Below are 22,855 nucleotides of genomic sequence, written 5' to 3' on the forward strand. Positions count from 1 at the left end.
GTCGGCCAGAATGATGAGAATCCGCAAGATCCCCCGGCCGTGCTCTCGTTCCCCACTCGATTGAGCTGGTCAACAGTGTGGGAAGGGTGGGGATCGGGAAGCACGTGCGAGTACCCGGCGACCTGACGGTGGCCGGGTACTGACGGTGGGCAGCGTCGGTTGGCTCGTCCCCGGCTACTGCGAGGTTTCGTCGTTCAGCCAGTGCGGTGTGTGGAATGTGCCGCCGTACATCGGTAGCTCGATCCTGGCGCCATAGCGGGCAAGCTGGGCCCAGGGCCGGTTGATCCCGGCAGAGCCGAATGCGCGGACGCGGGTGACGGTGTCCAGGTCGAGGACGTCGATGAGGATCTCCTCGCCGGGGCCCGCCTGCTGCCGGAGGATGCCCTCGGGGTCGACGATGGCACTGGTGCCGACGCCGGCCGGGTCGGCGGCGTTGACGTTGACGACATAGAGCTGGTTGGTCCAAGCGTTGGCGCGTGCGCAGACCAGCTCCATCTCTCGGTCCCGGGTGGTTGTCAAGGTCGGTTGGATGACCACTTCCGCTCCCAGCCAGGCGAGTTGGCGCATGGTCTCCGGGAAGGAGCCGTCGTAGCAGATGGCGAGGCCGACGCGCCCGACGCCGGGGATGTCGAAGACGGTGAACTCGTTTCCGGGAGCCGCCTGTTCGTAGGGCTGCCAGGGAAAGACCTTGCGGTAGCGGGCGACGATGCCCTCCTCGGGGGATATGGCGAAGGCGGTGTTGTAGATCTTCCCTTCCTCGGCGCGTTCGAAGACCGAGCCGGGCACCAACCACAGCCCGGTCTCACGGGCCAGGGCGCACAAGCGGTCGGTGAGCGGCCCGGGTACCGGCACGGCGACCTCCTGCATCCAGCCGTCCCGGCCCTCCAGCAGCGGTGGCTCGGCGGCGAGCAGTAGCTCGGGTGCGACGACGAGTTGGACGTGCGGGAAGAGGTCGCGCACGGCGAGGACCTGCTCGTGGAAGCGGTCATGGGTCGCCTCGGGGTCGTGGGCGACCGGTCGGGTCTGGACGGCGGCGATGGCGAGCGTGCGCATGGTGGTTCAGTCCTCCGTGACGATGAGGTCGGTGACGGTACGGCGTCCGTGGCGGAAGAAGTCCGGGAAGAGGAGGCGGATCACAGTGGTGATAAGCAGGCCGAGGACGATCGAGCCGACGCCGAGCAGGAACACGCCGCCGACGCCGTCGATCGAGGTGCTGCCGTAACCGGGCTGGATCATGTCCACGGCGCTGCGGGCGAAAGCGGCGAGCATCATCAGGCCGCCCGCGAACGGGAGCACGCCCTGGAATACCAAGGCTCGTGCGGAGGCGCGCAGTTCGCCGCGGAAGTGCCAGACACAGGCGAAGGCGGTGGCGCCGTAGTAGGCGCAGACGAGCAGGCCGATGGAGAGCACTGCGTCGCTGAGGAAGGACGGCGCCGCGTAGCTCAGCCCCGCGAGCAGTGCGACCGACACCACGCCGGTGAAAACGGTGGCGACGGTGGGGGTGCGGAAGCGCGGGTGCACCCGGGCGAAGGCCTTGGGCAGTGCACCGTGCACGGCCACCGAGACATTGGGGCGCGCGGTGGAGACGATGCAGGTGAGCAGGGCGGCGACGGCGGACAGGGTGACGGCGAGCTGCACCACCTTGGCCAGCGGCCCGCCGAGGGCCGCGGGCGCGAGGGTGGCCAGCACGTCCGCGGCGTTGTGCGGGTTGCCGAGCCCGAGGTCCCTGGCTCCGGTCCCGGCGAAGCTGAGCGCGGCGACCGCCGTGAACAGGTAGGTGCTGAGCAGGACGAGGGTGGAGATGACGGCTGCCCGCCCCGGGGCGCGAGTGCGGTCGCGGGACTCTTCGTTGACGGTAAGAGCGGCGTCCCACCCCCAGTAGATGAACAGGCAGAGCAGCACGGACTCGGCGAACGGCCCGCTGCCATGGAAGCCGAAGGGGTTCAGCCAGGCTGGGCTGGGAGCGCTTGCGCCGTGCCGGGCGACGGCGGCGACGCCGAACCCGATAAGGGCCGCCAGTTGCAGGGCGACCATGGCGGTCTGCACGGCGGCGGAGAGCTGGACGCCCCGGTAGCCGACGGCGGTGACCAGTCCGATGAGCGCTGCACCGAGGCAGGTCACAGGCAGGGTCTGACCGGCCAGGCCGCTCAGACCGAGGAATGAGAGCAGGTTGATCGCGCCGACCTGAGCCAGGGCGGTCATCGCGATGACCGTGGCGACCTGCGGGATCCAGTTACCGAAGATCCAGCCGAGCCAGGGGCCGAAGGATCTGGTGATCCAGACGAAGTTGGTGCCGCAGTCCGGCATCACCCGGTTGAGCTCGCGAAAGGCGTAGGCGGTGCAGAGGATCGGTACGAAGCCGATCAGCAGTGCGGCCGGTGCCAGGTGGCCGACGGAGAGGACCACCAGACCGAGGGTGACGGTGATGCTGTAGGCCGGGGCGACCGAGGCGAGGCCGAGGGAGACCATCGACAGCAGGCCGATCGAATCGGACGCCAGGCCCTTGCCCGGGAGGGAGGGTCTGGCCTCGACGTCGGTGGGGTTGATTGTCACGAGGGCTCCCGGAGGACGGGCCGACAGTGTTAAACGCGGATTTAAGAACTAGCCGGAGACCCCGTCAATAGATGGGTCGATACTATTGAGCGCGAGATTAAAGAAGGGGAGGCCATGGCGGCAGGGAAGAAGGGCAAGGAAGCCCGCCGGGCAGAGCTGAGCGCGGCCGTGCAGCGAGCGCTGCTGGTGCGCGGCCTGGAGGGGCTGCGCCTGCGCGACATCGCCGAGGAGGCCGGGGTGACACCCGCGGCCGTGCTCTACTACGGCGACCTCGACGCGCTCGTCTACGACACCTACCGGCAGGCCATCGAGCGCTACAGCCAGCAACGAGAGCAGGCGGCCGAACGCTTCACCGACGCCCGCGACCGACTCCGCGCCTGCATCGACCATGGCCCGGCCACCGGGCCGGACGACACGCTGACACGGCTGCTCTTCGAGTACTGGCCGCGCTGCCTACGCGACGCGAAAGCAGCCGCCCTCGACAGCTCGCTGACGGAGCGCCAGATCGCGGTCTACTACGGCGTGCTCATGCTGGGGCAGGCCCAGGGGCACTTCGCCCTGGCGGACTCGCCCCGCCTCCTCGCGGCGAGCTTCGTTGCCATGGAGGACGGCTATCAGATGGAGATCCTGGCCGGCCGCCGCACCCGCTCCGAAGTCGTCACCGCACTGCGGGCCTACGCCCGTGCCGTCACCGGCCACGACCTGGCCAGCCACCCATAACAACCACTGCGTATCAACAGAGCACTACCCGGCGGGCCCATGTGCAGATCCAACGCACCCCGTGTCGGGCGTGGCGCATTTGCTGTGCAGATTTCACCCAGTCGCAGAGCGCACGCAGGGCCGATCGAAGCGCCTTGCGATCAAGTGGCTCGAATGGGCTGAAAAGGGCCATCGCCTGCCGTCACCGGTCCCGGCCGTTACAGCGCTTCGGGCCCCTCCCCCACGAAATCGCCGCCCGGTGTGCCCCCACCGTGCCGGATCAGGGCGCCGACACCCATCTCAAGGGTGCCGCCCACGACTTCCCCCCGGCTTCTCGTCCATCTACCAGTACTGAATAATCTCTCGATTCACCCGCCGAATGATCCGCCGCATCGTGAAGATGCCTGGTGACCGTGAAGGCCAGACACCTCACGTGCCTACGGTGACGTCCGGCCGCGGGTCGAACGCCCGCCTGCAGCGCGGGTGGGAGATCGGCCACGCCGCAGCGTCCTCCACGCTGCGCAGCGTGCCGTTCGGCTTGTCGGTTGTCCTGGCGGCTGGTCCAGCCGCAGTCAGGGCAGCCCCGCGACGTTGCGGGCGTTACGCAGGAAGGTCTTGCGCACCTTGTCGGGATCATCGAGGTAGCTGCCCACCAGCACCGCGTCATGCAGCATGACGAGCGTGTCGGCCCTGCCGTCCGGATCGTCACGGCCCGCCGCGGCGAGGTACTCGCGCAGAGTCGTGCGGAACCAGGCCCGATGTTCGGCGACCACGCCGCGTACCGGGCTCGCAGGGTCGGAATACTCCGCTGTGGCGTTGATGAACGGGCAGCCCCGGGTGTGGTGCCGCGCGGCGTCCTCCGCCATGCCCTGGACGGCCAGTTCCAGAAGGTGATCGGGTGACACCGCGTGCTCGGCAGCGGCCTCGAACTGCGCCCGGACCAGTGCGTCCTCACGCTGAAGGTAGGCGATGACGAGCTGTTCCTTGCCCGCGAAGTGTCGATACATCGTTGACCGGGTCACGCCGGCTTCGCTCAGGATCCGGTCCACGCCGACCGTGTTGATGCCCTCTCGGTAGAACAGGTCGCTAGCGATCCCGAGTAGGTGGTCCCGTGGTGCCGCGGCCCGCGTCTTGGCGACTGCAGTCATGACCACATGATAGTCGCTACCGATCGTTCTTTCTTGCTTGTGGGACATGCCACATCTGACTCCTTTGACACAGGTCACCGACGGATGGTTCTGTCGAACCAGAAGGATCGTTCTTTCCGACTAGGAGGCATCTCATGACCGTGCGTACTTCGCTCAAGCGTTCCGGCGCCGCGCTCCTCGCAGCCGCCGCCGCGGCGAGCGTGGCCCTCGCGGTGACCGGCAGCGCCGACGCGGCCACTACCCACGCCAGCGAGGTTGGTGTCGCCAAGCCCACCATCGTCCTGGTCCACGGCGCCTGGGCGGACGCTTCGAGCTTCGCTCCGGTGACCTCCCGGCTCCAGCACGACGGCTACACCGTCCTCAACGCGCCCAACCCGCTGCGCGGCCTGTCCACCGACGCCGCCTCCGTCGCCGCGTTCGTCAACAAGGCCACCACCGGCCCTGTCGTGCTCGTCGGCCACTCGTACGGCGGAGCGGTCATCACCAATGCCGCGACCAGCATCCCGAGTGTCAAGGCCCTGGCGTACATCGACGCCTACGCCCCGGCGCAGGGCGAGACCGTGTCCCAGCTGACCGGCGCCAAGCCCGGCTCCCTGCTCGCGGTCCCCAACCCGACCGACGTGTTCGACGTCGTCCAGGACCCGTCCTCGCCGCAGGGCGACCCGGACCTGTACGTCAAGCGCGATCTGTTCCCCAAGGCGTTCGCCGCCAACCTGCCCGCCGAAGTCGGCGCCGAGCTTGCCGCCTCCCAGACCCCGGTCACTGGCGGCGCCCTGAACGAGCAGTCGGGACCCGCGGCCTGGCAGAACCTGCCCAGCTGGTTCTTCATCGGAACGAACGACCAGGTCCTCCCGCCCGCCGAGCAGCAGGCCATGGCAGAGCGGGCGCACGGCACGGTCGTGACCGCCGCCGCGGACCACCTGTCAATGCTCGAGGTTCCGTCCGTTGTCACGAAGGTGATCGAGAACGCCGCCACCGCCGCGGTCGCTACACGGTGAGCTCCCCGGTCGTGTTCGTCCACGGACTGTGGATCCACGCCTCGGCGTGGCACCCGTGGGTCGACCTGTTCACAAGCGCCGGCTACGAGGCGCGGCCCGCAGACTGGCCCGGTGACGGCGACACGGTCGAGGCGACGCGGCGCTTCCCCCAGCAGGTGGCGGGCTATGGAGTGCAGGACATCACCGATCACATCGCGCGCCAGATCGGCCGGTTCGGCGAGCGCCCCGTGGTGATCGGGCACTCGTTCGGCGGTTTGATCGCCCAGAGGCTCCTGGCCTCGGGCATCGCCTCGGCCGCCGTCGCCATCGACCCGGCGCCGACCAAGGGGGTGAAGGCCCTGCCGGTCCCGCAGATCCGTTCGGCACTGCCAGTGCTGCGCAGCAAGGCCAACCGGGACGGGTCCGTGATGCTGACCCGCCGCCAGTTCCGCTACGCGTTCGGCAACGCGGTCAGCCGCGAGGAATCCGACGAGTTGTACCGGCGCTGGGCAATTCCGGGACCAGGACGGCCGATATTCGACCTGACTGCCGCCAAGAAGGACCCGCACTCGCCCACCGAGGTCGACCTGAACGACCGCGTGCGCGGGCCTTTGCTGATCCTCGGTGGGGAACGCGACCACACCATCCCCGAAGTGGTGGCACGCCAGGCGGCTGAGCTCTACCAGCCCGGAACCAACACCGACTACCGGCGGATCCCGGGGCGCGGGCACTCGCTGGTATTCGACAGCGGGTGGCGTGAAGTCGCCGACGTCGTGCTCGACTGGGTCGGGCAGCACGACACCTCCCCGGCCCGCTGACGCGGGACCCACAAACAGGCGCGCATAACCGCAGAGATATCCGGTCGCGGGTACCGACGACGAGCCGCTGGTACCCGCGACAGGGCCCCATGCGGAGGCTTCATGCCTGCACCGCTATGCCCCGCCGCGGCGGGGCATAGCGGTGCAGCGCAACGGTGTCTGGAGGGACGGTGCAAGACGATCTCCCTCAGCGGCCGCCTCAGTTGCCTACGGTGACGTCCGGCCGCGCCCCGAACGCCCGCCTGCAGCGCGGGTGGGAGATCGGCCACTGAGCAGCTTCTTCCACCGCCCGCAGCGTGCCCCCGGCCTTGTCGGGGTCCTTGTGGCTGGTCCAGCCGCAGTCAGCGCCGTCGAACACCTCCATGAACTGCACTCCGGACTCGCGGGCCCGGTTGAGGGTTCCCGCGTTGTAGGCGACAGCCGACTTGGCGAGGGTGGCGGCCTCCGCCCACGCCTGCACCGGCATCCGGGCACCGTCCCGGTAGATGACGTAGGCCAGCTGGTGTTCGGCGGCCAGCCGGTCAGCGAGGGCCTTCGCCGCCTGCACGGCGGTGGTGTGGCCGGCGGCCAGCAACGGCACCTCACGGCGTGCCGCATCCCGCACCGCGCGGTAGAACGCGGCGGCCATGCGCTGCTCCTCCTCGGAGCGGCGCAGCAAGTCGGCGTACGAGTCCGAGGCCAGCGACTGCAGGGCCTCCCGGTGGATCAGCGTCCACGAGAAGTGCCCGCCCACCGCCTCCGCTGCGGCCCTCGCTCCCTCCTCGTACAGGTGGGGCAGCTGCCGGGCCACGAACGCCCGTGCTTCGGCATCCACGCGCTGCCGGAAGTCGACGATCGCGGCCTGGAACTGGGCGAGCCGGTCGGCGACCATCCGGGAGCGGGCGTTGTCGCCGATCGCCGCGATCACGGCGGCCTGCTCGGCCGCGAGGCGCTGCCACGCATCCTCGAGCACCGCGGCGACACGCGCGGCCACGGTTTCGGCGTCGCCGGGCGTCAGCGGCGGGAACTCGTGCGCCACTACCGCCACCAGTGGTGGCGCCGGCGGCGGGCCGACTGCAGCGGGGCGATGACCAGGGCGTCCCCGCCGGTCGTGTCGTCCGGGGCGGTCGCGGCCTCCACCGAGGCGATCTGCCGCTCGATGCCGGTGAGGTTGTTGGACTGGTCGAGGGTGGCGACCCCGTTGACGGTCAGCTGCAAAGGCTCGGCGAGTAGCTTGGCCCGCCGCTCGGCCAGCACCTCCAGGGCGACAGCCCTCGCCGAGCCGAGCCGGTCGTAGCGGGTCTGCAGGTCGGTGGTGTCGGTGGTCGGCCCGAGCTGCGCCAGGAGCCAGGCCAGGACTGCGGGATCCACAGGCGGTCCTTCCGGGGTAGTGGTGCGGCCCGGCACCCCCGCCGCACTGGGGGTGCCGGGCCGGGCCTGGCTGGGTTACTGCTCGTCGGCCTGCTTGCGAGTCCGGGCCTTGGGCTTCGCCTCGGCCGCAGGTGCAGGCGTCGGCTCGGTCGCGGGCTCAAACACGGGCACGGGCACGGGCTCGGCCTGCGGCGTCGACGCGGGCGCCGGGGTCGGGGTCGGATCGGTGCCGCCGGCGGGCGGGTCACCCTCCCCGCCGTCGTCCTGGCCCTCGTCGTCGCCCGGCTCCCACGCGGCCGGGTTGGTGATGGCCTCGGCCAGGTCCTCGTCCGGCTCGTCACCGGGCAGCAGGATCAGCAACTCGTTCGTCTTGGGGTGCCGCACGTGCACCGCTGCCGCCAGTCGCCGCCCCATGTCACAGCACCTTCGCAGTGATGTGGCAGTCCGGCGAGTACAGGACGGGCATGGCCACGGCCGCGCCCTTGGTCCAGATCTGCACCGGGTCGTCCTTGCCGCCGCTGGTGATGATCAGGCCCGGAGCGTCCTCGCGGGTGATCTGCGGGTTGCCGCCCCGCGACAGGACCAGCGACTCCGCCGTGGTGCCGTACAGGGTCTGCCCCCACTTGGAGCGGTCCGGGGGCAGCATGATCCACCGGTCGTCGGGCAGGCACTTGGTGGACACGCCGTCCACGCGGACCTGCGCCCGGTACAGGGTGATCGGCGGCAGGCCGTAGTTGTCGCGGACCACGTTGATCTGCTGCGGGGTGAGCGAAGCGGTCGGCGTGGTCGACGGGTTGACGCTGCCGTAGTAGGCGGCCCGGTAGGCGTTGTTGCCCGCCAGGTAGGAGAAGACGCGCCGCGACGTGACGACCATCTCCGGCTGGGGCGCGCTGATGCCGTCGAGGTAGGACAGCCAGCCCAGCTCGTCCGCGATGGCATCCGCGGTCGGGTCCGACCACAGCTTCGGCGCGGTCGGCATGTTCTGCGCCGGGACACCGAAGTCGACGTCCAGCGTCAGCCCGTTCTCCCCCGCGAGGGAGAACTTGCCGTCCGTGAGAACATCGCCGGCCGCCAGCTCCAGACGGGAGTTGATCGCCTCGACGTGCCGCTCCACGTCGTCGTACAGCAGCTGCTCCAGGCGGGACGCGTCCTGGCCACGGGACGCCTCCTGCAGGAGCAGCTCGACCTCGCCGACCATGAGCTTCTGGCCGAGGGACGGCAGCATGCCCTGCGTGGACGTCTGCCACGCCTGCCGGTCAGAGAACGGCACCGACGCGTCGAAGGCGCGGTACTTCGCGGCGTTGACGTAGCGGCCGGTGTTCTTGATCCGCCACATGACGTCCTGGATCGAGACCTTCGCGAACACGGTCTGGGTGAGCAGGAAGTCGGCGGGGGTGGGAATGTAGCGGGCGAACGTGGTCAGGTCCGCCGTGGTGACGTCCTTGATCAGGTCCTGAACAGACATCGTCGGGGCTCCCTTACACGAATCGGATCTGGCAGATGGCGGACGGGGCCACGGCGGTGACGGCGATCGGCAGCTTCGCCGTCTTCACCGAGCCGTGCCACAGCAGTGCGGCCGGGACCTTCGTCTGCGTCGGCGCGAACAGCACCTCCGCGAAGACGAACCCGGCCAGGTTCTGCCGGCCGTCGGCGGCGCCCGTGGAGTACAGGCCGTGCAGGCCGCTCGCGGTGATCTTGCCGACGGGGATGCCGGACAGGAACCGCGAGTAGGGGATGGTCGTGTCGGTGGAGGGCACGTAGTGGGTGCCGGACACGAACGTGGACATGTCGAGGGTGATGGAGTCGACCTCGCTGGTGCCATGCAGGCTGGCAAGCCAGGAACGGTCGGCCGTCAGGTTCTGGGTGGTAGTGACCGGCTGAACGGTCATTGAGTCCTCCCGTGGACGAAGCGGCTGTGCGTCCGCTCACCGGCTGGTGGCGTCGTCCACGGAAGGGGGCGTGGTCCCCACAAGGTCCGGCCTTAACCCGCCGGTGGGAAGTCAGTTGTCCTTGACGAAGCCGCGCCGGCGGGCGATGTCCGCGCCGTGCTGCCCCGGCTTGGGCATGTTGCTGCCGCGCGGCGGGGGACCGCCCGCGGGGGAACCGCCGGGCGCTGCAGGCGGCACCGCAGCGGCGGTAGCGGCGAACAGTTCGGGCCTGCGTACCTTCAGGGCCTGGGCGGCCTCCGTGATGGCGTCCTCGTCGGCGTCGTCGTCGACGGCCAGGAGGCGTTCGGCGTCCTTCAGGTCCTCACCGGTCGCACCGAGCGCCACCAGGGCGGCACGCCGTACCGCGGCCCGTTCGCGGGCGATGGCCTGCGCCTCACGCGCGGCAGCCGCGGTGGCCGCGTCGGCGGCGGCCTGCTCGCGGCGCTCGATCTCGGAGAGCTGCGCGGCCTGCGCGTCACGCTGCTGCTGCACGAACGTCGTCAGGTCCTCGGTCTTGGTGAAGCCGAGCTGCTCGACGAGCCGCCTGATCGCGGCGCGTTCGCCTTGCTGCTTCTCGCGGGCCAGCAGCCGGTTCAGCGCCTCCTGGTCGGGCATCTGCGCCGGCACTGCGGCCGGGTCGATACTCGGGGCGGGCGGCAGCTGCTGATTGGAGGGGTCGGTGGGGTCCGCGCCCAGGATGGGGAAGATGGGGCGGCCGTCTCGCCGGTAGCCGACGGCCGTACGGGGGGCGGGCAGCAGCCTGTCCATGGGGATCCAGTCCTCCAGCAGCAGCGCCCCCGCGCCGTCGATCAGTGTAGCCATAGCCGTAGCCACCGCCCCGAATCCTGGTCGAGGGTTACTGGCCTTGCTGGGTAGGGATGCTGGTCTCGGCCTGAGCAGTGCGTCCGCGCAGTCGAGGCTTTGGGGCGGCAAGGAGGACTGTGACGTGGTAGACCCCTTGGTCCCGCCGAAGAGCGCGGTGATTAGGCCAGTGAAGACGGCCGCCAGACCGCCGGCGGAATGCTCGGTGTCGGTGCCCATTAAGCGCCCGACCGGGCGGGACGCATGCCGCTGCCCGTGAGGCCAGCCACGGCCGGAGCCGCGTCGGTTCCGGCCGTGGCCGTATACCCGTGCCCGGCGTTCAGATGCTGAAGCGCTCCTTGGCGAGCACCGGGCGTACCCGGGTGTGGAATCCTCCGGTGCGGAGGGGTGCCTGGAGCAGGCCGGGGCACAGATGCTGGGCGACGGCCGCGGCGAGCACGCCCTGGTCGAGGGCGAGGACGAAGTCGCTGACGCGTCCGTTGGTGACGTCGACGGAGTCGCGGAAGCCGTAGCGGTCGAGCACAGTGAGGTTGGCGAAGGCCTCGGCCGGGGCTTGTGGCAGTCCGAGGAAGGAAGTGTGCGGGTCACGACACCGTGGGCGTTGTAGCCGTCCTCCTGCATGTCGATCGCGTCGACGGGTTCGACTCCCTTGTCAGGTGGGCGGGGTGTGTGTTGCGGTGCGGGTGAGCGACCCGGGAGCCGGCGGGGGTCAGGTCTCCGCCGGCTCCCGAGTCGTCGCCGGGCGCGTCGTCAGGAGGACGTGCGCGGCAGTTCGTGGGTGCGGCCGAGGCCGCCGAGCCAGACGGCCGACGGCTTGGCGGTCCGCTCGAAGGTGACCGGGTCCACCGCGATCAGGCCGAAGGTGGGCTTGAAGGAGCCCCACTCGTAGTTGTCGAGGGCGCTCCAGGCCAGGTAGCCCTGGACGTTGAGACCGTCCTCGATGCAGGCGGCGACCTCGTCCAGGGCGCCCGCGTAGTAGTCCGCGCGGCGGGTGTCGTCGGCGGTGGCGATGCCGTTCTCGGTGACGATCAGCGGCATGTCGCGGCCGACGACCTCGGCGGTATGACGCAGAGCGTGTCCGACGGCGCGCGGATAGTACTCCCACTCGGTCAGGGTGCGCTCAGCGTCCTCGGGGGCCGGGACCGGGCCGTCCGCACCGATCTTCGTGCGGGTGTAGGACTGGATGCCGATCCAGTCGTCGCCGCGCGCCGCCTCGATGAAGACATCCTCGCGCGGGTGCCGATAGGCGGCGGTGACATCCTCGGCGCCGGGCAGCGCCTGGTAGACCTGGTTGGCGATGGTCCAGCCCGCCTTGATGTCGGGGTTGATCGCGCGGACGCCCTTCATGGCCGCGTGGTGGGCGGCGATGATCGCCTGGGTGGTCTCCTCGTCGGGGGTGGGCAGGCCTGCGGGCGGGAAGCCCTGCTCGCCGGACTTGGCGAGGCCCGCCATCACGGCGATCATGTTCGGCTCGTTGATCGTGCAGACGTGCGCCACGCCCTCGCCGATGATCGGCGCGCACTGTTCGACGTAGCGGGCGAAGATTTCGGTCGCGTCCGGGGCGGTCCAGCCGCCGAGGTCCTCGAACCACTGCGGCACGGTGAAGTGGTGCAGGGTGACCATCGGGCGCAGTCCGCGGGCGAGCGCGCCGTCGACCATGCGGCGGTAGTGCGCGATCTCGGCGCGGGAGAAGGTGCCCCGCACCGGCTCGATACGGGCCCACTCGACGCTGAAGCGGTAGTCGGTGAAGCCGAGTTCGGCGAGCAGGTCCATGTCCTGCTCCCAGCGGTGGTAGCTGTCGCAGGCATCCAGACTGGGCTCGGCGATCTTCGCTACGGGGTCGTGTTCCTTGCGCCACCAGTCGCTATTGACGTTGTTCCCCTCGATCTGGTGGGCGGCGGTGGAGGCGCCCCACAGGAAGCCGTCGGGGAAGCTGGTCGAGGTGTGCGTCATCGTGCGTTCCGTCTTTCAGATGGGTGTGGGGCTGTTTCCGCGCACGGCGCTGGCCCGGGCGGAGACGTTGTTCGGGATCCGGTCCGCCCGGCCGCGGGCGTGCGGGCTACTTGATCCCGGAGGTGGCGATGCCCTGGGTGAAGTGCCGCTGCAGGACCGCGAAGACGAGTAGCACGGGCAGCACGACCAGCAGGGATCCGGCCATCAGCATGCCGTTGCCGCCGGCCACCGTGCGGTTGGGGTCGTTGGCGAACGTCGCCAGGGCCACCGGCAGCGTGTACTTGTTGGGATCGTTGGTCGCGATCAGCGGCCAGATGAAGTTGTTCCAGGAACCGAGGAATGTGAAGATCGCCAAGGTGGCCAGTGCCGGCTTGACCAGCGGGAGCACGATCCGGAAGAAGATGTACCACTCGCCTGCGCCGTCGATCCGCGCGGCCTCGAGCAGCTCGTCCGGGACGCCCTGCATGAATTGTCGCATCAGAAAGACGCCGAAAGCACCCGCCGCGAACGGCAGTACCAGGCCGGCATAGGTGTCGATGAGACCGAGTTGGTTCATCAGCACATACAGCGGAAGGATCATGAGGTTGCCCGGCACCATCAGCGCCGCGAGCACGACGCCGAAGATCTTCTGCCGGCCGGTGAACTGCAGCTTGGCCAGCGCGTAGCCGAGCATCGAGCAGAACAGCAGGTTGCAGACGGTCACCAGGACGGCCACGACGAGCGAGTTCATGAAGTACCGCGGCATGTCCAGCTCGTGGAGCAGCGCGGAGAAGTTGCTCAGCGTCCAGTGCGAGGGAATCCACACCGGCGGGCTGGCGGTGAGGTCCTTCTTCGTCTTGAAGGCGGACAGCGCCATCCACAGGAAGGGCGCGGCCATGACCAGCATGCCGGCACTGGCGATCACGTACAGCAGCGGCTTGCGCAGGCGCCTGCCGCGCGGGCCGCGGCGGGGCACGGTTGCGGTCGGCGCGGTCATCGGGTGTTGTCCTTCATCAGTCGGAGTTGGAGCACCGTGATCCCCATGATGATGACGAACAGGACGTACGCCATGGCGCTCGCGTAGCCCATGTGGAAGAAGTTGAATCCCTCGCGGTACATGTCCAGTGAGACCGTGAGCGTCGAGTCCGAGGGACCGCCCTGCGTCATCACGAACGGCTCCTCGAAGACGTTGAGATAGCCGATGGTGGTGATCACGGTCGCGTAGAGCAGAGTGGGCCGCAGCAGCGGGATGGTGATGCGGCGCAGTTCCTGCCAGCCGCCGGCACCGTCCAGCCGGGCCGCCTCGCGGACCTCGGTGGGGATCGCCTGGAGCCCGGCGATGAACAGCACCATGACGGTCCCGAGGTTCCGCCACACCGCCATCGCGATCAGGGCCGGCATCGCCCACGTCTTCGACCCGAGGAAGTCCGGGGCCTGCAGGCCCAGTGCGGAGGAGATACCGGCGACGAGACCGTCCGACGGGTCGAGTACGAACCGCCAGACAATGGCGACTGCGACAATTGTGGTGACCACGGGGGCGTAGAAGCCGACCCGGAAGAAGGTCCGGGCCCGATCGATCCCGTTGTTGAGGAGGATCGCGACCAGCAGCCCGAGCACGATGGTCAGCGGGACGCCTACGACCACGAAGTACGCCGTGTTGAACAGGGCGGTGAGGAACTTGTCGTCCCTGAAGAGCTGCGTGTAGTTGTCGAACCCGACGAACCGGGCCCCCAGCGGCCGCGTCACGTTGCGCGCCCCGAAGTCGGTGAAGCTCATCAAGAGCGTCGCGACGATGGGAAAGAGCATGAAGACGCCGAACAGCACCAGGAACGGCGTGGAGAACAGCCATCCGTGCAGATTGTGACGGGCGAGGGAGCGCCGGCCCCGGCGGGGCGCGGCGCCTCTCGCGGACTCCCGCGTCTTCGTCGCGGCCGCGTCGGACGCGGCCGGTTCTGTCGTGAGAGACATGACGATTACTTGACGAGCCCTTCGATCTGGGACTGGGCCTGGTCCAGCGCGGCCTTCGCGGTGGAGTTGCCCTGGGTGACCGCGCCGATGGCGGAGTCGACCTTGGAGGTGATCTCGGTCAGCTTCGGCTCGGACGGGACGGTCTTGGCCGTCTCCATCTGCTGGCGCCAGATCTTGAGGTCTGCATCGGTGGCAAGCCGGCCAGAGTCCCAGGCGGCGCGGTTGGCCGGGAGGTCGTTGGTCCGCTTGAACCAGTCGGACTGGGCGCTCGCGTCGGTCAGGTACTTGACGAGCTGCTTCGCGGCGGCCTTGTGCTCACTGTCCGCGGAGATCGCCAGGCTGGAGCCGCCGGCCATCGAGACGGAACCCTTGACATCGGAGGGCAGTGCAGCGATAGCCCACTTGCCCTTGAGGCCCGGGTAGTTGTCAGCGATCAGGCCGGTCATCCAGGGGCCGCCCAGGAACATCGGCACGGCGCCGGTGTTGAAGTCCTTGGTGACGTCGTAGCCCGGCGGCACGGACTTCTGGCTCAGACCCTTCTTGAAGTAGCTGCCGTAGTAGTCGAGGGCCTTGACGGCCTCGGGCGAGTTGACGACCGGCTTGCCCTGGTCGTCGAGGATCGCGCCGCCCGCCGAGTACAGGAACGGATAGAAGCTCTGCACGGTGTCCAGGCCGGCCGGCTGGATGGACAGGCCCCACTTAGTGCCCGCCTTGGACTGGTAGGCCTCGGCGTCCTTCTGCAGATCGGCCATGGTGGCGGGGGCGGTCTTGATGCCGGCCTTCTGCGCGAGGTCGGTGCGGTAGTAGAGCACGCGGGTGTCGACGTACCACGGCACACCGTAGGTCTTGCCGTCGTAGACGCCCTGCTGCCAGGCGGCGGGGAAGTAGTCGCCCTGCTTGAAGTTCTTGGTGTCGACCGGCTCCAGCACGCCCATGTCGGCGAACTCGCCGAGGTAGCTGCCGCCCATCTGGACCACGTCCGGCAGCTTGCCGGCGGCGGCCGCCGCGACCAGCTTCTGGTGGGCGACGTCCCAGCCCACCGGCGTGACCTTGATGTCGATGTTCGGGTGGGACTTCTCGTACTCCTTGGCGACATCGCCGAGCTTCTCGCCCTCGGTGCCCATGGCCCAGACGGTCAGCGTCTGCTTGGCATCGGCGGTCACACCCGCGCCACCCGAGCCACCACAGGCGGTCAGGGCGAGCGCGGACGCCAGGGTGACGGTGATCGAGCCGATTGCCGCGGCGCGGTTCATGGGCGGCTCCTCCTTGAGCGTTCCGGTGAATGTATGCGCTGTCTGTAAGCGCATACATTACTTTGATTCAGCCATTCCGCCAGGGGCAAGAGGGGTCTTGGTCACACTCCCGTAACGGCTGGGACATCAGCCGCCTGCCTGATGCGCACCGGTTCCCGCACGTCAGGAGTGGTGCGACCGTTCATGCCACAGCAGCATAAAACGTCTCAATGTGGGGTGAAAGATTCTGTGACCTATGCCCCTCTGAGGCTCGTACAGGGGTGAGGTGCGATGCACCCGTGCGTCCGGGAGAATGTGCCCGACGCCGACATGGGCGTGCGTACCCTCCGGTGCGGGGCCGACCGGCACGCGGACGGCCGTATCCAGGTGTCGGCCGGTGTCGGAAGACCGACGGTCCCAGGGCACGGCGTGCCCGACGGTGCAGCGGCATGACCGACTCCCGGCGCGGCGGGCGCCCCGCCCCACGGAGGCGGTGAACAGCGCGCTCCGCTACAGCTGCGCCTGTCCCTAGCCGCAGCCGCAGCTCGCCCGGCGGGCCACGCTGACCGGCAGCACGCGGGACACGGGGTCGCCGGTGTAGCGACCACTGAGGCGTTGCACCAGGAGGTCGGTCGCCTCCTCGCCCATCCGCACCATCGGCTGGCGCACGGTGGTGAGAGCCGGGCGCACCAGGCGGCTGAGGGGGATGCCGTCGAAGCCCGTCACGACAATGTCCTCCGGAACCCTCAGACCGCGCCGTTCGAGCTCATGCAGCGCACCCACGGCCATCTGGTCGTTGGCGAAGACGAACGCGTCCGGGCGCTCGCCGGGGCGCTCGCACAGCAGCACGGCGGCACGGGCGCCCTCGGCCTGCGTCATCATGCCCACCCGGACCGCCGGCTCCCCCGCCACCTGGACGCCCGCTTCCCGGCAGGCGTCCAGGAAGCCGCGGAAACGGGCCTCGACGTCCGGTGACTCCTCGGCCGTGCCGATGTAGGCGGGACGCCGGATCCCGTGGTCCTCGAGCAGATGCCGGGTCAGCTCGCGCTGGCCGTCCTCGTTGGCCACCTCGATGTGGTCGAGGTGGTCCAGGGAGTCGGCGCCCTCCCTGGGGCCAGCGAGCATCACGACCGGACGCAGACGGGAGATGACCTCGAGTTCCTCGGTCGGGACAGTGCGGGCCATCACGGCGAAGCCGTCCACCCGCCCGGCCACCTTGGCGACCAGGCTCTCCGGACCCCCTTGCAGCGAGGCCGCGATGAGCAGGGCGTAGCCGTGGCGGCGAGCGGCCCGCTCCATACCTCTGATGATCTGGTCCGAGTAGAGCATGGCCGCGTCGTCGTCATCGGTGTCCGCGGCCGGATCGGCGTAGTCCGGGAAACACAGGCCAAGGACTCCGGTGGAGCGGCTGGCCAGCCCGCGGGCGTTGCCGCTGGGCACGTAGCCGAGCTCCCTGGCCGCGGCCAGCACCCGCTCGCGGGTGCTGGCGCGCACGGAGTCCGGGGTGCGATAGACGCGGGACACCGTGGCGATAGAGACTCCCGAGCGTTCGGCCACATCGTAGACCGTGGGCGCGACAGTCACGATGCGGGTCCGTTCGCCGTTCGGGGCTCCGTGCTGTCGGCGTTCATGGTCCTTCTCAAGTGTCCCAGCGTGAATGAAAGCGCATTCACTCTAGGTGTCCGGCGGACGCCAGACAACCCTTTCCGGCTGGTCCCGGGCCTGCGGGGCACGGCGCCCGCTGCGTCAGTGGTCCTGGGTAACGCGGATGCTGACGCGGGTGCCCGAGAAAACGGCGGATTGTTTTCGCACCCAAAATGTTCCCTGCCCCGGCGAGCGGGACGGTCGAGGATGCTCTGTTTCCCGGGATCGATGAGCGAGTGGAAACACGTCAGCCACTCCTCCGGCGCCCTGGAGGCGGGGGCGGTGTCCACCCCTCGACCGGGCCTCTACCAACGGGAAACAGCGGCTGCTTGGTATCCCGATGGTGGTTTCATACTGTCCCTCCTGCTGTGCTGGCTTGCGTTATGGGTGTGAAGTTCCATGTGCGGGCTGCGAGTTGGGGGGCTGTTGCTTCGCTGCCGTCGTTCCAGGGATGCTCCAGCGACCCGTGGTGGTGCGGTGGGCGTCGAGGCGGTGGATGCGGATCCAGTAGTAGACCCCGTCGGCCGGGACGCCGAGCCGGGAGGCCGCCTCGTGGACGCTGAGGCATCCGTGGACTTCCTCGGGGAGCGGCCCGGCTCCTGGGCCGATGGGTTTGAGGTGCCAGAACGGGCGATCCTGGTCCGGCAGTCGGCTTCGACCACCGCGTTCCAGGTCACGCACCAGCGTCCGCTGCGGTCCTGGCGGACGTCCAGGTGGTGGTGGGTGACCCAGTAGTAGGCGGCGCTGTAGCTGACGCCCAGGATTCGGGCCATGTCGTCGATGCCGATCTCCCCTTCGCGGAAGGGGACGGTGCGGGGCGCCCGGATGCGGTAGGCGTGCCGGGCCCAGCGAACTGCCTTGATGTCGAACAGCCGCCTCTTGCCGGTGGTCAGGTCAGCGGCGTTCAGCTCGGCGACGAGTTCCTCGTGGGTGTGGGTGGGGCCGAGGCGGGTGATCAGGCCGATGGCTGCGGGCGGTATGCACAGGTCGTTGCGGTGCGTGGTGATCTCGTCGGTGGCGTCGGTGTGCCAGCGGACGCCGATCCGCGCTTTGCGGCGGAGGTTGGCCGCTCAACCACCGTTGCCGAAACTGGCTTCCGCGGGCATCAGCGAGGGCTGCCGCCATTGGGGCCGGCGACGTCGGCCGAGCGACGCGGAGGCAGCTCGGTGGGCGGCTGCGGCCGCGCGTTGGCGGGCGGCTGGTCCTGTGCGCCAGTCTGGCCCGGCTCCACTAGCGGCACCTTATGCACGGGGTCAGCTTCGGGTAGGCCCAGGTATTCGCGCACCACGTTGTTGTCGCCGGTCGCGTCCGCGAGCCGGGCGGCCTGGTCGAAGGCCCGCTTCTGGATGCGTTCGATCTCCTCGGCGATGTCCTCGATCGGGTATCCGGCTTCCTGCAGCATGCGCACCACGGTCTCCAGGGAGAACACGCCCGCCTCGTAGCCCTGCACGGCGTCGTTGAGGACGGTGGTGCGGTCGGTCGGGGTGTGCGCGCCGAACGCCAGGCGTGCGGGCATCGACTCGCCGGCGGGCCACTCCTGCCCGGCCTGGTGCAGGCGCTGCACCATGCGCAGCAGCAGCTGGTACTTGTGGTTGCGGGCCAGGTGCAGCGCGCCGACGAGGGAGTCGAGCGGGCCCAACGCGACCTGCAGCGAGTACCCGTTGGGCAGCTTGGCCGGGTCGAGGCTGCCGAGGCCGGCCGCGGTCAGGCGGGTGTTCGCGGCGAGCCGGTCCAGCAGGTGGTCGATGCGCTGGCGGAGTTCGGCGAGCTGCGCCGAGGTGTCCAGAGTGTCCATGCGCCCGGTGTCGGACAGCTGCCACACCGTGCCCGCCTCTACCCGCACCGGCAGCGGCTGCCCGGTGGTGCGGTCGATGGGCAGCCTGGCCCCGGCCAGGGCGACGATCGGTGTGCCGGTGGTGGCGGACGCGGAGGCGCTGTCGGTGTCGGTGGCGGCCAGCTCGTCCAGCAGCTGCAGCACCGTCGCCAACGTGGACTTGCCCCAGTGCTCGCCGACGTCGGGGATGGTGTTCGGGATGTGCACCACGGGGATGAAGTCGTGCATCAGGTCGAGCCGGTGGAGGACCTGGCCGTCGGAGCGCACCCGGTAGGAGGCCTTGTCGGCGGGCAGGGCGTACACGTCGTGGGCGCGGCCGACGTCTTCCAGCAGCCATTCGGCGTCGGTGAGGTAGCACGTGGTGGACGACGGCTTGCCCGGCGCCCACGGGTAGATGCGGGTCACGGTGCCGGTGACCGCGTCGCGGGTGTCGCCGACCGTCAGCACCGGGTCGCCGTCCGCGCCGACCACCTGCTCACGGATCGCACGCCCGTCGTCGCTGCCGGGCGCGGTGGCCGGCCCGATCGGGCCGAGCTCGTAGGTGATGCGCCGCACGCGGGCCTTGAGGCCGCGCACCGGGTCGGCGGGCAGCTCCCACGCGAAGTGCACACGGGAGGGGTACTCGGCGGAGTCCTGCTCGCCCTCATCCCACTCCGGGAAGTAGAACCCGGGGTCGTAGGTGCGCAGCAGCGCCCGCCGCTTGGACGGCTCCCACGCCAGGGTGTACACGCCGTCACCGCAGCGCACCGCGCACCGCTCGGCCTGCTGGATCCGCAGCGCCAGCAGCTCCTTGTCGGCCCACGCCCGCAGCCTCTCCTGCAGGTCGGCAGCGGCACGGTCCTCGGCGGTCGCCTTGTCCTGCTCGGCGTGGTCGGCGCCGGGCACCACGATGCTCTGCTCCGCGCCCAGCAGGTAGCCGAGCGTGGTGTCGATCAGCTTGGACGGGTCGCCCAACTCGCGGCGCTCCACCCCGTGGTGGTCGTCGCCGGTGACGGAGGCCAGCTGTCCGGCCTGGTTGGAGTCGTACGCGGCGAGGAACTTGTAGGCGGCCAGCCGGCGCAGGTCCTCGGCGGGCACCCACGACGTGTTCAGCTCCGGGAACGCGTGATGGCCCGGCCGGTTCGGATCAGCCATGGCGTGCTTGTAGTTGAGCCACGACCAAGCGTCGATGATCAAGGTGCGCAGACCCACAGATGCCCTCCGGCAAGTCAGGCCCCACGCCCTTCGAACAGCCTACGCATCTAGCTCCGGTTGCTGCCTCGCTGCAAGGGCAGCTTCAACCTTCGCCCTCTGCTCCGCTTGCCGTTTGGCCCTCCATTCGGCCTCCCATTGCCTGTACTTCTCGTCCCTCACGGCCTGCTTCTCCCAGGCTTCCCGTGCCGTGTGCAGTCCGCCTGCGGCAGCGGGAGCAGGATCGCCACGCTGGTAAGCGCCGAGCAGCGAGATGACGTACCCAGCGATTCCCTCTACTACGGGTCGTGGTTCGGTGAAGAGGTGCTCCCGCACCAAGTCCCATCGCTCGATGAGACGAAACGCTTCACGTAGCGAGTCACGGAGCTCGGGGTCCTGCATCGCCTCGACGTGGATAGTAAGTGGGCCGAGTATCCCGTTGAGACGCTCAACCCAGGCGTCCTGCTGCGTGCTCTCCCACTCCTTCCGCTTGTCTCGCCCCTCGCTGTCCTGCGGCAGCGCACGGACATGCACGGCCACGTCGTACATGGCCTGTGCAATCGCGCTGGCAGCACCCTGCTGTCTGGCTGCTGCTCGCTCGTCGGAGGATCGCTTGTCCGACTTCACCTGGGCGAACCAGGTACCCGCGAAGGACAAGGCCGCGCCGACGCCTGTGCCCACGAGTCCGAAGATCGCAGGTGTCAGCGTGCTCATGGGCGGGAGTGTGACGCCTCAGGCCCGCCCGCCGTGGGCAGATCGATGTTTTGTAGAGGTATGTGGAGACTTGAAGCACAGGCTGGGCACATTGGCTTGAGTTGTCGCAGGTCGGCAACCTCGCGCTCGTACTTCAGGCACGGCAAGGCGTCGATGATGAGTTGAGGCACGCCCACAGTCCCCCCCAAGCCAACCCAGGACCCGCGCTTTGGGCCAACTCAAGAGGCAGGATGTGGCTACGGCTTCGCCGCGGCAGCGACGCGCTGCTCGTCCTCGATGTCGAGGCGCCGCATCAGGAAGCTGGCGATCACCAACATCTCCTCGGCCTCGTCACGGGCGTCCTTCTCGTCCGGCCCGTGCATCCGGGGGTTACGCAGCGCGCCCATCGCGCCTTTGAACAGGAACTGCATGCCATTCTGCTCACTCTCCAGCGAGCCTCCCGTGGACCTGGTCACCGTGATCTTGGGTGTGGGCTTGCCGAACGCGATGCCCATAAGTCTCTCGCCGACCTCGTTGACCCCGACCAGCGTCGCGACGCGGTGCTCGACCGCCTGAAAGGCGCTCCTGACCGCGTCGTAGTAGAAGCCGCTGCTAAACCGCTTCGCAGCCACCTTCGCAATCAGCGGGTGGAGCGTGGACGTGACAGACATGGTCTCCGGCGACTCCGCAGCGGGGGGGGGCGAGGCGGCCGGCGTTGGCACCTGGGCTCGGCGGAGGGTCGCCTCTACGTCCACCCGTGGTGGGTTCGAGAAGGGCCGGTTCTCGGCCTCCGTCCTCGCCGGTCCCACCACCTGCTCCCGGATCCGCCAGTAGTCATCCAGCCGGTCCACGCCAGCGAACGGCCGAATGCCCCGGCCGAAGCTCAGCCTCCAGTCCAGCCCGTTCAGGTCGAGGCCTCCACCGTGGAAGCAAGGTTCATTCAGCCCGAGCGCCGCCGCAGCAAACGTGACCTCTTCGGTCAGGAGAGCCGCGTCGATCCCCGGGAGATGCGCAACATCGCCGGGCCTCATCCATGGCTGCTCACCCCGGTCCGCAGGCCGCCAGGCAGGCTCCATCCCGGCCGCTGTCCGCACCATGGCGAGGAAGACACGGAGGGCCGGTCCGGCGCCGGTGGTGTTCGCAGCGCCAGCGACGGTCAGCGACAGTTCCTGCACGCTCTGCAACCGCGTGAGGTCGAGGTGAGGTCCAAGTCCAAGCAGCAATGCAGGGCACAGCTGCTGTACGACCTCCTCGAACACCAGGCCCTGCGAGTACAGCCTCCGATCGATGTCGTCGAACGTCGGCCAGCGATGATGCTCGCTGAAGTAGGCCCAGATCGCGTCGAGGAGGGCGTGGCCTTCTTCTCCCGTTGGGCGCGGCATGCCCTCCGGCGCGATGGTCCGAACGATCACGTGCTGTCCCCCAGCATCCGAGCCTGAACGATGCCCGCAGGCTACAACTTAGGCAGCCCGTCTACGGGGTGGCAGGGTCAGCGCAGGCGTGCATCCACGTCCCGTACAACAGGCCCTTCTGCTCCGAGTCGAGCAGGTTGTCCCACGCGGCCTGGCACGTGGCATCGCCGGGTGTCTTGGCGGTGGCCCGAAGGTTCTCCCGGGCGTAGCGCCCCGACTCCACCGAGGCGTCCAGGCGGGCCTGCGCCGAGGCTTTGATCTGGTCCGAGGTGGGCGCTGCGGGCGCCGAGCTGCAGCCGGACAACAGCAGGATCACGCCGGCGACGGCGGCTGCGGCCGCCACTTTCCCCCTGATCGACATGGGCCGGAAGGCTAGCAGCCGGGGCCGAATTCAGGTGCCCGGCTACGCCGTTGGCCTTTATGGGGCCGTTTCCGGGGGGTCACCGACGTCCGCCGAGGCGGTCGTCGTGGATGTGTCCGGCACCTGCAGCACGCGGGGTCGAACTTGAGTTTCGCGAGATGGGAGGGGATTGGCCACCAAATCGAGCCATGCACCCATGTCAGGGCGGGTGACCAAGCAATCATCTTTGTGGCCACATCGGGATGTACGTGGCGGCAGAGCGGATGGGCCCTGGCGTAGGTCGGACGGCAGGTCAGCGCCGATCAATCCACCAC

At 69.2% G+C, this 22,855-nt stretch carries 22 protein-coding genes and 1 pseudogene; 4 read left to right on the forward strand and 19 right to left on the reverse strand.

The window, feature by feature from the left end; genetic code table 11:
• Positions 1 to 174: 174 nt before the first annotated feature.
• Together ACQEXA_RS32560 and ACQEXA_RS32565 are read right to left on the reverse strand one after the other, a co-directional pair.
• Positions 175 to 1,053: a carbon-nitrogen hydrolase family protein gene (locus ACQEXA_RS32560; RefSeq protein WP_432928918.1), complete on the reverse strand. Its 879-nt coding sequence runs from the start codon at positions 1,051 to 1,053 to the stop codon at positions 175 to 177.
• 6 nt (positions 1,054 to 1,059) lie between these two features.
• On the reverse strand, positions 1,060 to 2,553 hold the full coding sequence (locus ACQEXA_RS32565) for an APC family permease (RefSeq protein ID WP_432928920.1): 1,494 nt from the start codon (positions 2,551 to 2,553) through the stop codon (positions 1,060 to 1,062).
• A gap of 114 nt (positions 2,554 to 2,667) precedes the next feature.
• Here ACQEXA_RS32565 and ACQEXA_RS32570 point away from each other — a divergent pair, with 114 nt between their 5' ends.
• Positions 2,668 to 3,273 (forward strand): TetR/AcrR family transcriptional regulator, encoded by a 606-nt coding sequence (locus ACQEXA_RS32570; RefSeq protein ID WP_432928922.1) that lies wholly within the window; start codon positions 2,668 to 2,670, stop codon positions 3,271 to 3,273.
• Between the two features lie 551 nt (positions 3,274 to 3,824).
• Here ACQEXA_RS32570 and ACQEXA_RS32575 read toward each other — a convergent pair.
• Positions 3,825 to 4,400: a TetR/AcrR family transcriptional regulator gene (locus ACQEXA_RS32575; RefSeq protein ID WP_432928924.1), complete on the reverse strand. Its 576-nt coding sequence runs from the start codon at positions 4,398 to 4,400 to the stop codon at positions 3,825 to 3,827.
• Between the two features lie 134 nt (positions 4,401 to 4,534).
• Here ACQEXA_RS32575 and ACQEXA_RS32580 point away from each other — a divergent pair, with 134 nt between their 5' ends.
• The gene (locus ACQEXA_RS32580; RefSeq protein WP_433131840.1) at positions 4,535 to 5,398 is read left to right on the forward strand and encodes an alpha/beta fold hydrolase; all 864 of its coding nucleotides are present in this window, start codon (positions 4,535 to 4,537) and stop codon (positions 5,396 to 5,398) included.
• Positions 5,395 to 6,195, forward strand: coding sequence for an alpha/beta hydrolase (locus ACQEXA_RS32585; protein WP_433131842.1), 801 nt, complete (start codon positions 5,395 to 5,397; stop codon positions 6,193 to 6,195). Before ACQEXA_RS32580 ends, ACQEXA_RS32585 begins: the two co-directional genes overlap by 4 nt.
• A 199-nt stretch (positions 6,196 to 6,394) precedes the next feature.
• Here ACQEXA_RS32585 and ACQEXA_RS32590 read toward each other — a convergent pair whose 3' ends face one another.
• The 12 genes and pseudogenes from ACQEXA_RS32590 to ACQEXA_RS32645 form a co-directional block, all read right to left on the reverse strand.
• A complete protein-coding gene (locus ACQEXA_RS32590; RefSeq protein WP_432928926.1) occupies positions 6,395 to 7,213 on the reverse strand; it encodes a hypothetical protein in 819 nt (272 codons plus the stop codon).
• A complete protein-coding gene (locus ACQEXA_RS32595; protein ID WP_432928928.1) occupies positions 7,213 to 7,545 on the reverse strand; it encodes a hypothetical protein in 333 nt (110 codons plus the stop codon). The genes ACQEXA_RS32590 and ACQEXA_RS32595 overlap by 1 nt, the downstream gene beginning before the upstream one ends.
• Before the next feature lie 75 nt (positions 7,546 to 7,620).
• Positions 7,621 to 7,959 carry a hypothetical protein gene (locus ACQEXA_RS32600; RefSeq protein WP_432928930.1) on the reverse strand — a complete coding sequence of 113 codons (339 nt, stop codon included), beginning with the start codon at positions 7,957 to 7,959 and terminating at the stop codon, positions 7,621 to 7,623.
• Between the two features lies 1 nt (position 7,960).
• Positions 7,961 to 9,010 (reverse strand): major capsid protein, encoded by a 1,050-nt coding sequence (locus tag ACQEXA_RS32605; RefSeq protein WP_432928931.1) that lies wholly within the window; start codon positions 9,008 to 9,010, stop codon positions 7,961 to 7,963.
• Positions 9,011 to 9,023: 13 nt separating this feature from the next.
• Positions 9,024 to 9,434 (reverse strand): head decoration protein, encoded by a 411-nt coding sequence (locus ACQEXA_RS32610; RefSeq protein ID WP_432928933.1) that lies wholly within the window; start codon positions 9,432 to 9,434, stop codon positions 9,024 to 9,026.
• 111 nt (positions 9,435 to 9,545) lie between these two features.
• Entirely contained in the window at positions 9,546 to 10,295 is a 750-nt protein-coding gene (locus ACQEXA_RS32615; protein WP_432928935.1) for a hypothetical protein, read from the reverse strand.
• A gap of 319 nt (positions 10,296 to 10,614) precedes the next feature.
• Positions 10,615 to 10,931: pseudogene (locus ACQEXA_RS32620) on the reverse strand (glucoamylase family protein); the annotation flags it as partial.
• A 114-nt stretch (positions 10,932 to 11,045) separates the two neighbouring features.
• Positions 11,046 to 12,248: a glycoside hydrolase family 1 protein gene (locus tag ACQEXA_RS32625; protein ID WP_432928937.1), complete on the reverse strand. Its 1,203-nt coding sequence runs from the start codon at positions 12,246 to 12,248 to the stop codon at positions 11,046 to 11,048.
• Between the two features lie 106 nt (positions 12,249 to 12,354).
• Positions 12,355 to 13,224, reverse strand: a complete 870-nt coding sequence (locus tag ACQEXA_RS32630; RefSeq protein WP_432928939.1) for a carbohydrate ABC transporter permease — start codon at positions 13,222 to 13,224, stop codon at positions 12,355 to 12,357.
• Positions 13,221 to 14,195 carry a carbohydrate ABC transporter permease gene (locus ACQEXA_RS32635; RefSeq protein ID WP_432928941.1) on the reverse strand — a complete coding sequence of 325 codons (975 nt, stop codon included), beginning with the start codon at positions 14,193 to 14,195 and terminating at the stop codon, positions 13,221 to 13,223. The genes ACQEXA_RS32630 and ACQEXA_RS32635 overlap by 4 nt, the downstream gene beginning before the upstream one ends.
• Before the next feature lie 5 nt (positions 14,196 to 14,200).
• Complete coding sequence (locus ACQEXA_RS32640) at positions 14,201 to 15,448, reverse strand: sugar ABC transporter substrate-binding protein (protein ID WP_432928943.1); 1,248 nt, start codon at positions 15,446 to 15,448, stop codon at positions 14,201 to 14,203.
• Positions 15,449 to 15,955: 507 nt separating this feature from the next.
• The gene (locus tag ACQEXA_RS32645; RefSeq protein WP_432928945.1) at positions 15,956 to 17,011 is read right to left on the reverse strand and encodes a LacI family DNA-binding transcriptional regulator; all 1,056 of its coding nucleotides are present in this window, start codon (positions 17,009 to 17,011) and stop codon (positions 15,956 to 15,958) included.
• Positions 17,012 to 17,548: 537 nt separating this feature from the next.
• Between ACQEXA_RS32645 and ACQEXA_RS32650 the strand changes: the two genes are divergently transcribed.
• A complete protein-coding gene (locus ACQEXA_RS32650) occupies positions 17,549 to 17,806 on the forward strand; it encodes a hypothetical protein (protein WP_433131844.1) in 258 nt (85 codons plus the stop codon).
• A 370-nt stretch (positions 17,807 to 18,176) separates the two neighbouring features.
• Here the strand turns inward: ACQEXA_RS32650 and ACQEXA_RS32655 are convergent, their stop codons facing one another.
• From ACQEXA_RS32655 to ACQEXA_RS32670, 4 genes are all read right to left on the reverse strand, one after another.
• Positions 18,177 to 20,096, reverse strand: a complete 1,920-nt coding sequence (locus ACQEXA_RS32655) for a hypothetical protein (protein WP_432928949.1) — start codon at positions 20,094 to 20,096, stop codon at positions 18,177 to 18,179.
• 42 nt (positions 20,097 to 20,138) lie between these two features.
• Positions 20,139 to 20,789: a hypothetical protein gene (locus tag ACQEXA_RS32660; RefSeq protein WP_432928952.1), complete on the reverse strand. Its 651-nt coding sequence runs from the start codon at positions 20,787 to 20,789 to the stop codon at positions 20,139 to 20,141.
• 236 nt (positions 20,790 to 21,025) lie between these two features.
• On the reverse strand, positions 21,026 to 22,180 hold the full coding sequence (locus tag ACQEXA_RS32665; RefSeq protein ID WP_432928954.1) for a TIGR02391 family protein: 1,155 nt from the start codon (positions 22,178 to 22,180) through the stop codon (positions 21,026 to 21,028).
• A gap of 61 nt (positions 22,181 to 22,241) precedes the next feature.
• Positions 22,242 to 22,541 (reverse strand): hypothetical protein, encoded by a 300-nt coding sequence (locus tag ACQEXA_RS32670; RefSeq protein WP_432928956.1) that lies wholly within the window; start codon positions 22,539 to 22,541, stop codon positions 22,242 to 22,244.
• Between the last annotated feature and the right edge of the window lie 314 nt (positions 22,542 to 22,855).

The organism is Streptomyces sp. CA-106110 (assembly GCF_050936285.1).
GTDB lineage: Bacteria > Actinomycetota > Actinomycetes > Streptomycetales > Streptomycetaceae > Streptomyces.

Bases quoted from the DNA above. Each gene is read 5' to 3' on its own strand.
- ACQEXA_RS32560 (WP_432928918.1), bottom strand. From the start codon at position 1,053: ATGCGCACGCTCGCCATCGCCGCCGTCCAGACCCGACCGGTCGCCCAC.
- ACQEXA_RS32570 (WP_432928922.1), top strand. From the start codon at position 2,668: ATGGCGGCAGGGAAGAAGGGCAAGGAAGCCCGCCGGGCAGAGCTGAGC.
- ACQEXA_RS32575 (WP_432928924.1), bottom strand. From the start codon at position 4,400: ATGACTGCAGTCGCCAAGACGCGGGCCGCGGCACCACGGGACCACCTA.
- ACQEXA_RS32580 (WP_433131840.1), top strand. From the start codon at position 4,535: ATGACCGTGCGTACTTCGCTCAAGCGTTCCGGCGCCGCGCTCCTCGCA.
- ACQEXA_RS32600 (WP_432928930.1), bottom strand. From the start codon at position 7,959: ATGGGGCGGCGACTGGCGGCAGCGGTGCACGTGCGGCACCCCAAGACG.
- ACQEXA_RS32605 (WP_432928931.1), bottom strand. From the start codon at position 9,010: ATGTCTGTTCAGGACCTGATCAAGGACGTCACCACGGCGGACCTGACC.
- ACQEXA_RS32610 (WP_432928933.1), bottom strand. From the start codon at position 9,434: ATGACCGTTCAGCCGGTCACTACCACCCAGAACCTGACGGCCGACCGT.
- ACQEXA_RS32615 (WP_432928935.1), bottom strand. From the start codon at position 10,295: ATGGCTACACTGATCGACGGCGCGGGGGCGCTGCTGCTGGAGGACTGG.
- ACQEXA_RS32625 (WP_432928937.1), bottom strand. From the start codon at position 12,248: ATGACGCACACCTCGACCAGCTTCCCCGACGGCTTCCTGTGGGGCGCC.
- ACQEXA_RS32630 (WP_432928939.1), bottom strand. From the start codon at position 13,224: ATGACCGCGCCGACCGCAACCGTGCCCCGCCGCGGCCCGCGCGGCAGG.
- ACQEXA_RS32635 (WP_432928941.1), bottom strand. From the start codon at position 14,195: ATGTCTCTCACGACAGAACCGGCCGCGTCCGACGCGGCCGCGACGAAG.
- ACQEXA_RS32640 (WP_432928943.1), bottom strand. From the start codon at position 15,448: ATGAACCGCGCCGCGGCAATCGGCTCGATCACCGTCACCCTGGCGTCC.
- ACQEXA_RS32660 (WP_432928952.1), bottom strand. From the start codon at position 20,789: ATGAGCACGCTGACACCTGCGATCTTCGGACTCGTGGGCACAGGCGTC.
- ACQEXA_RS32670 (WP_432928956.1), bottom strand. From the start codon at position 22,541: ATGTCGATCAGGGGGAAAGTGGCGGCCGCAGCCGCCGTCGCCGGCGTG.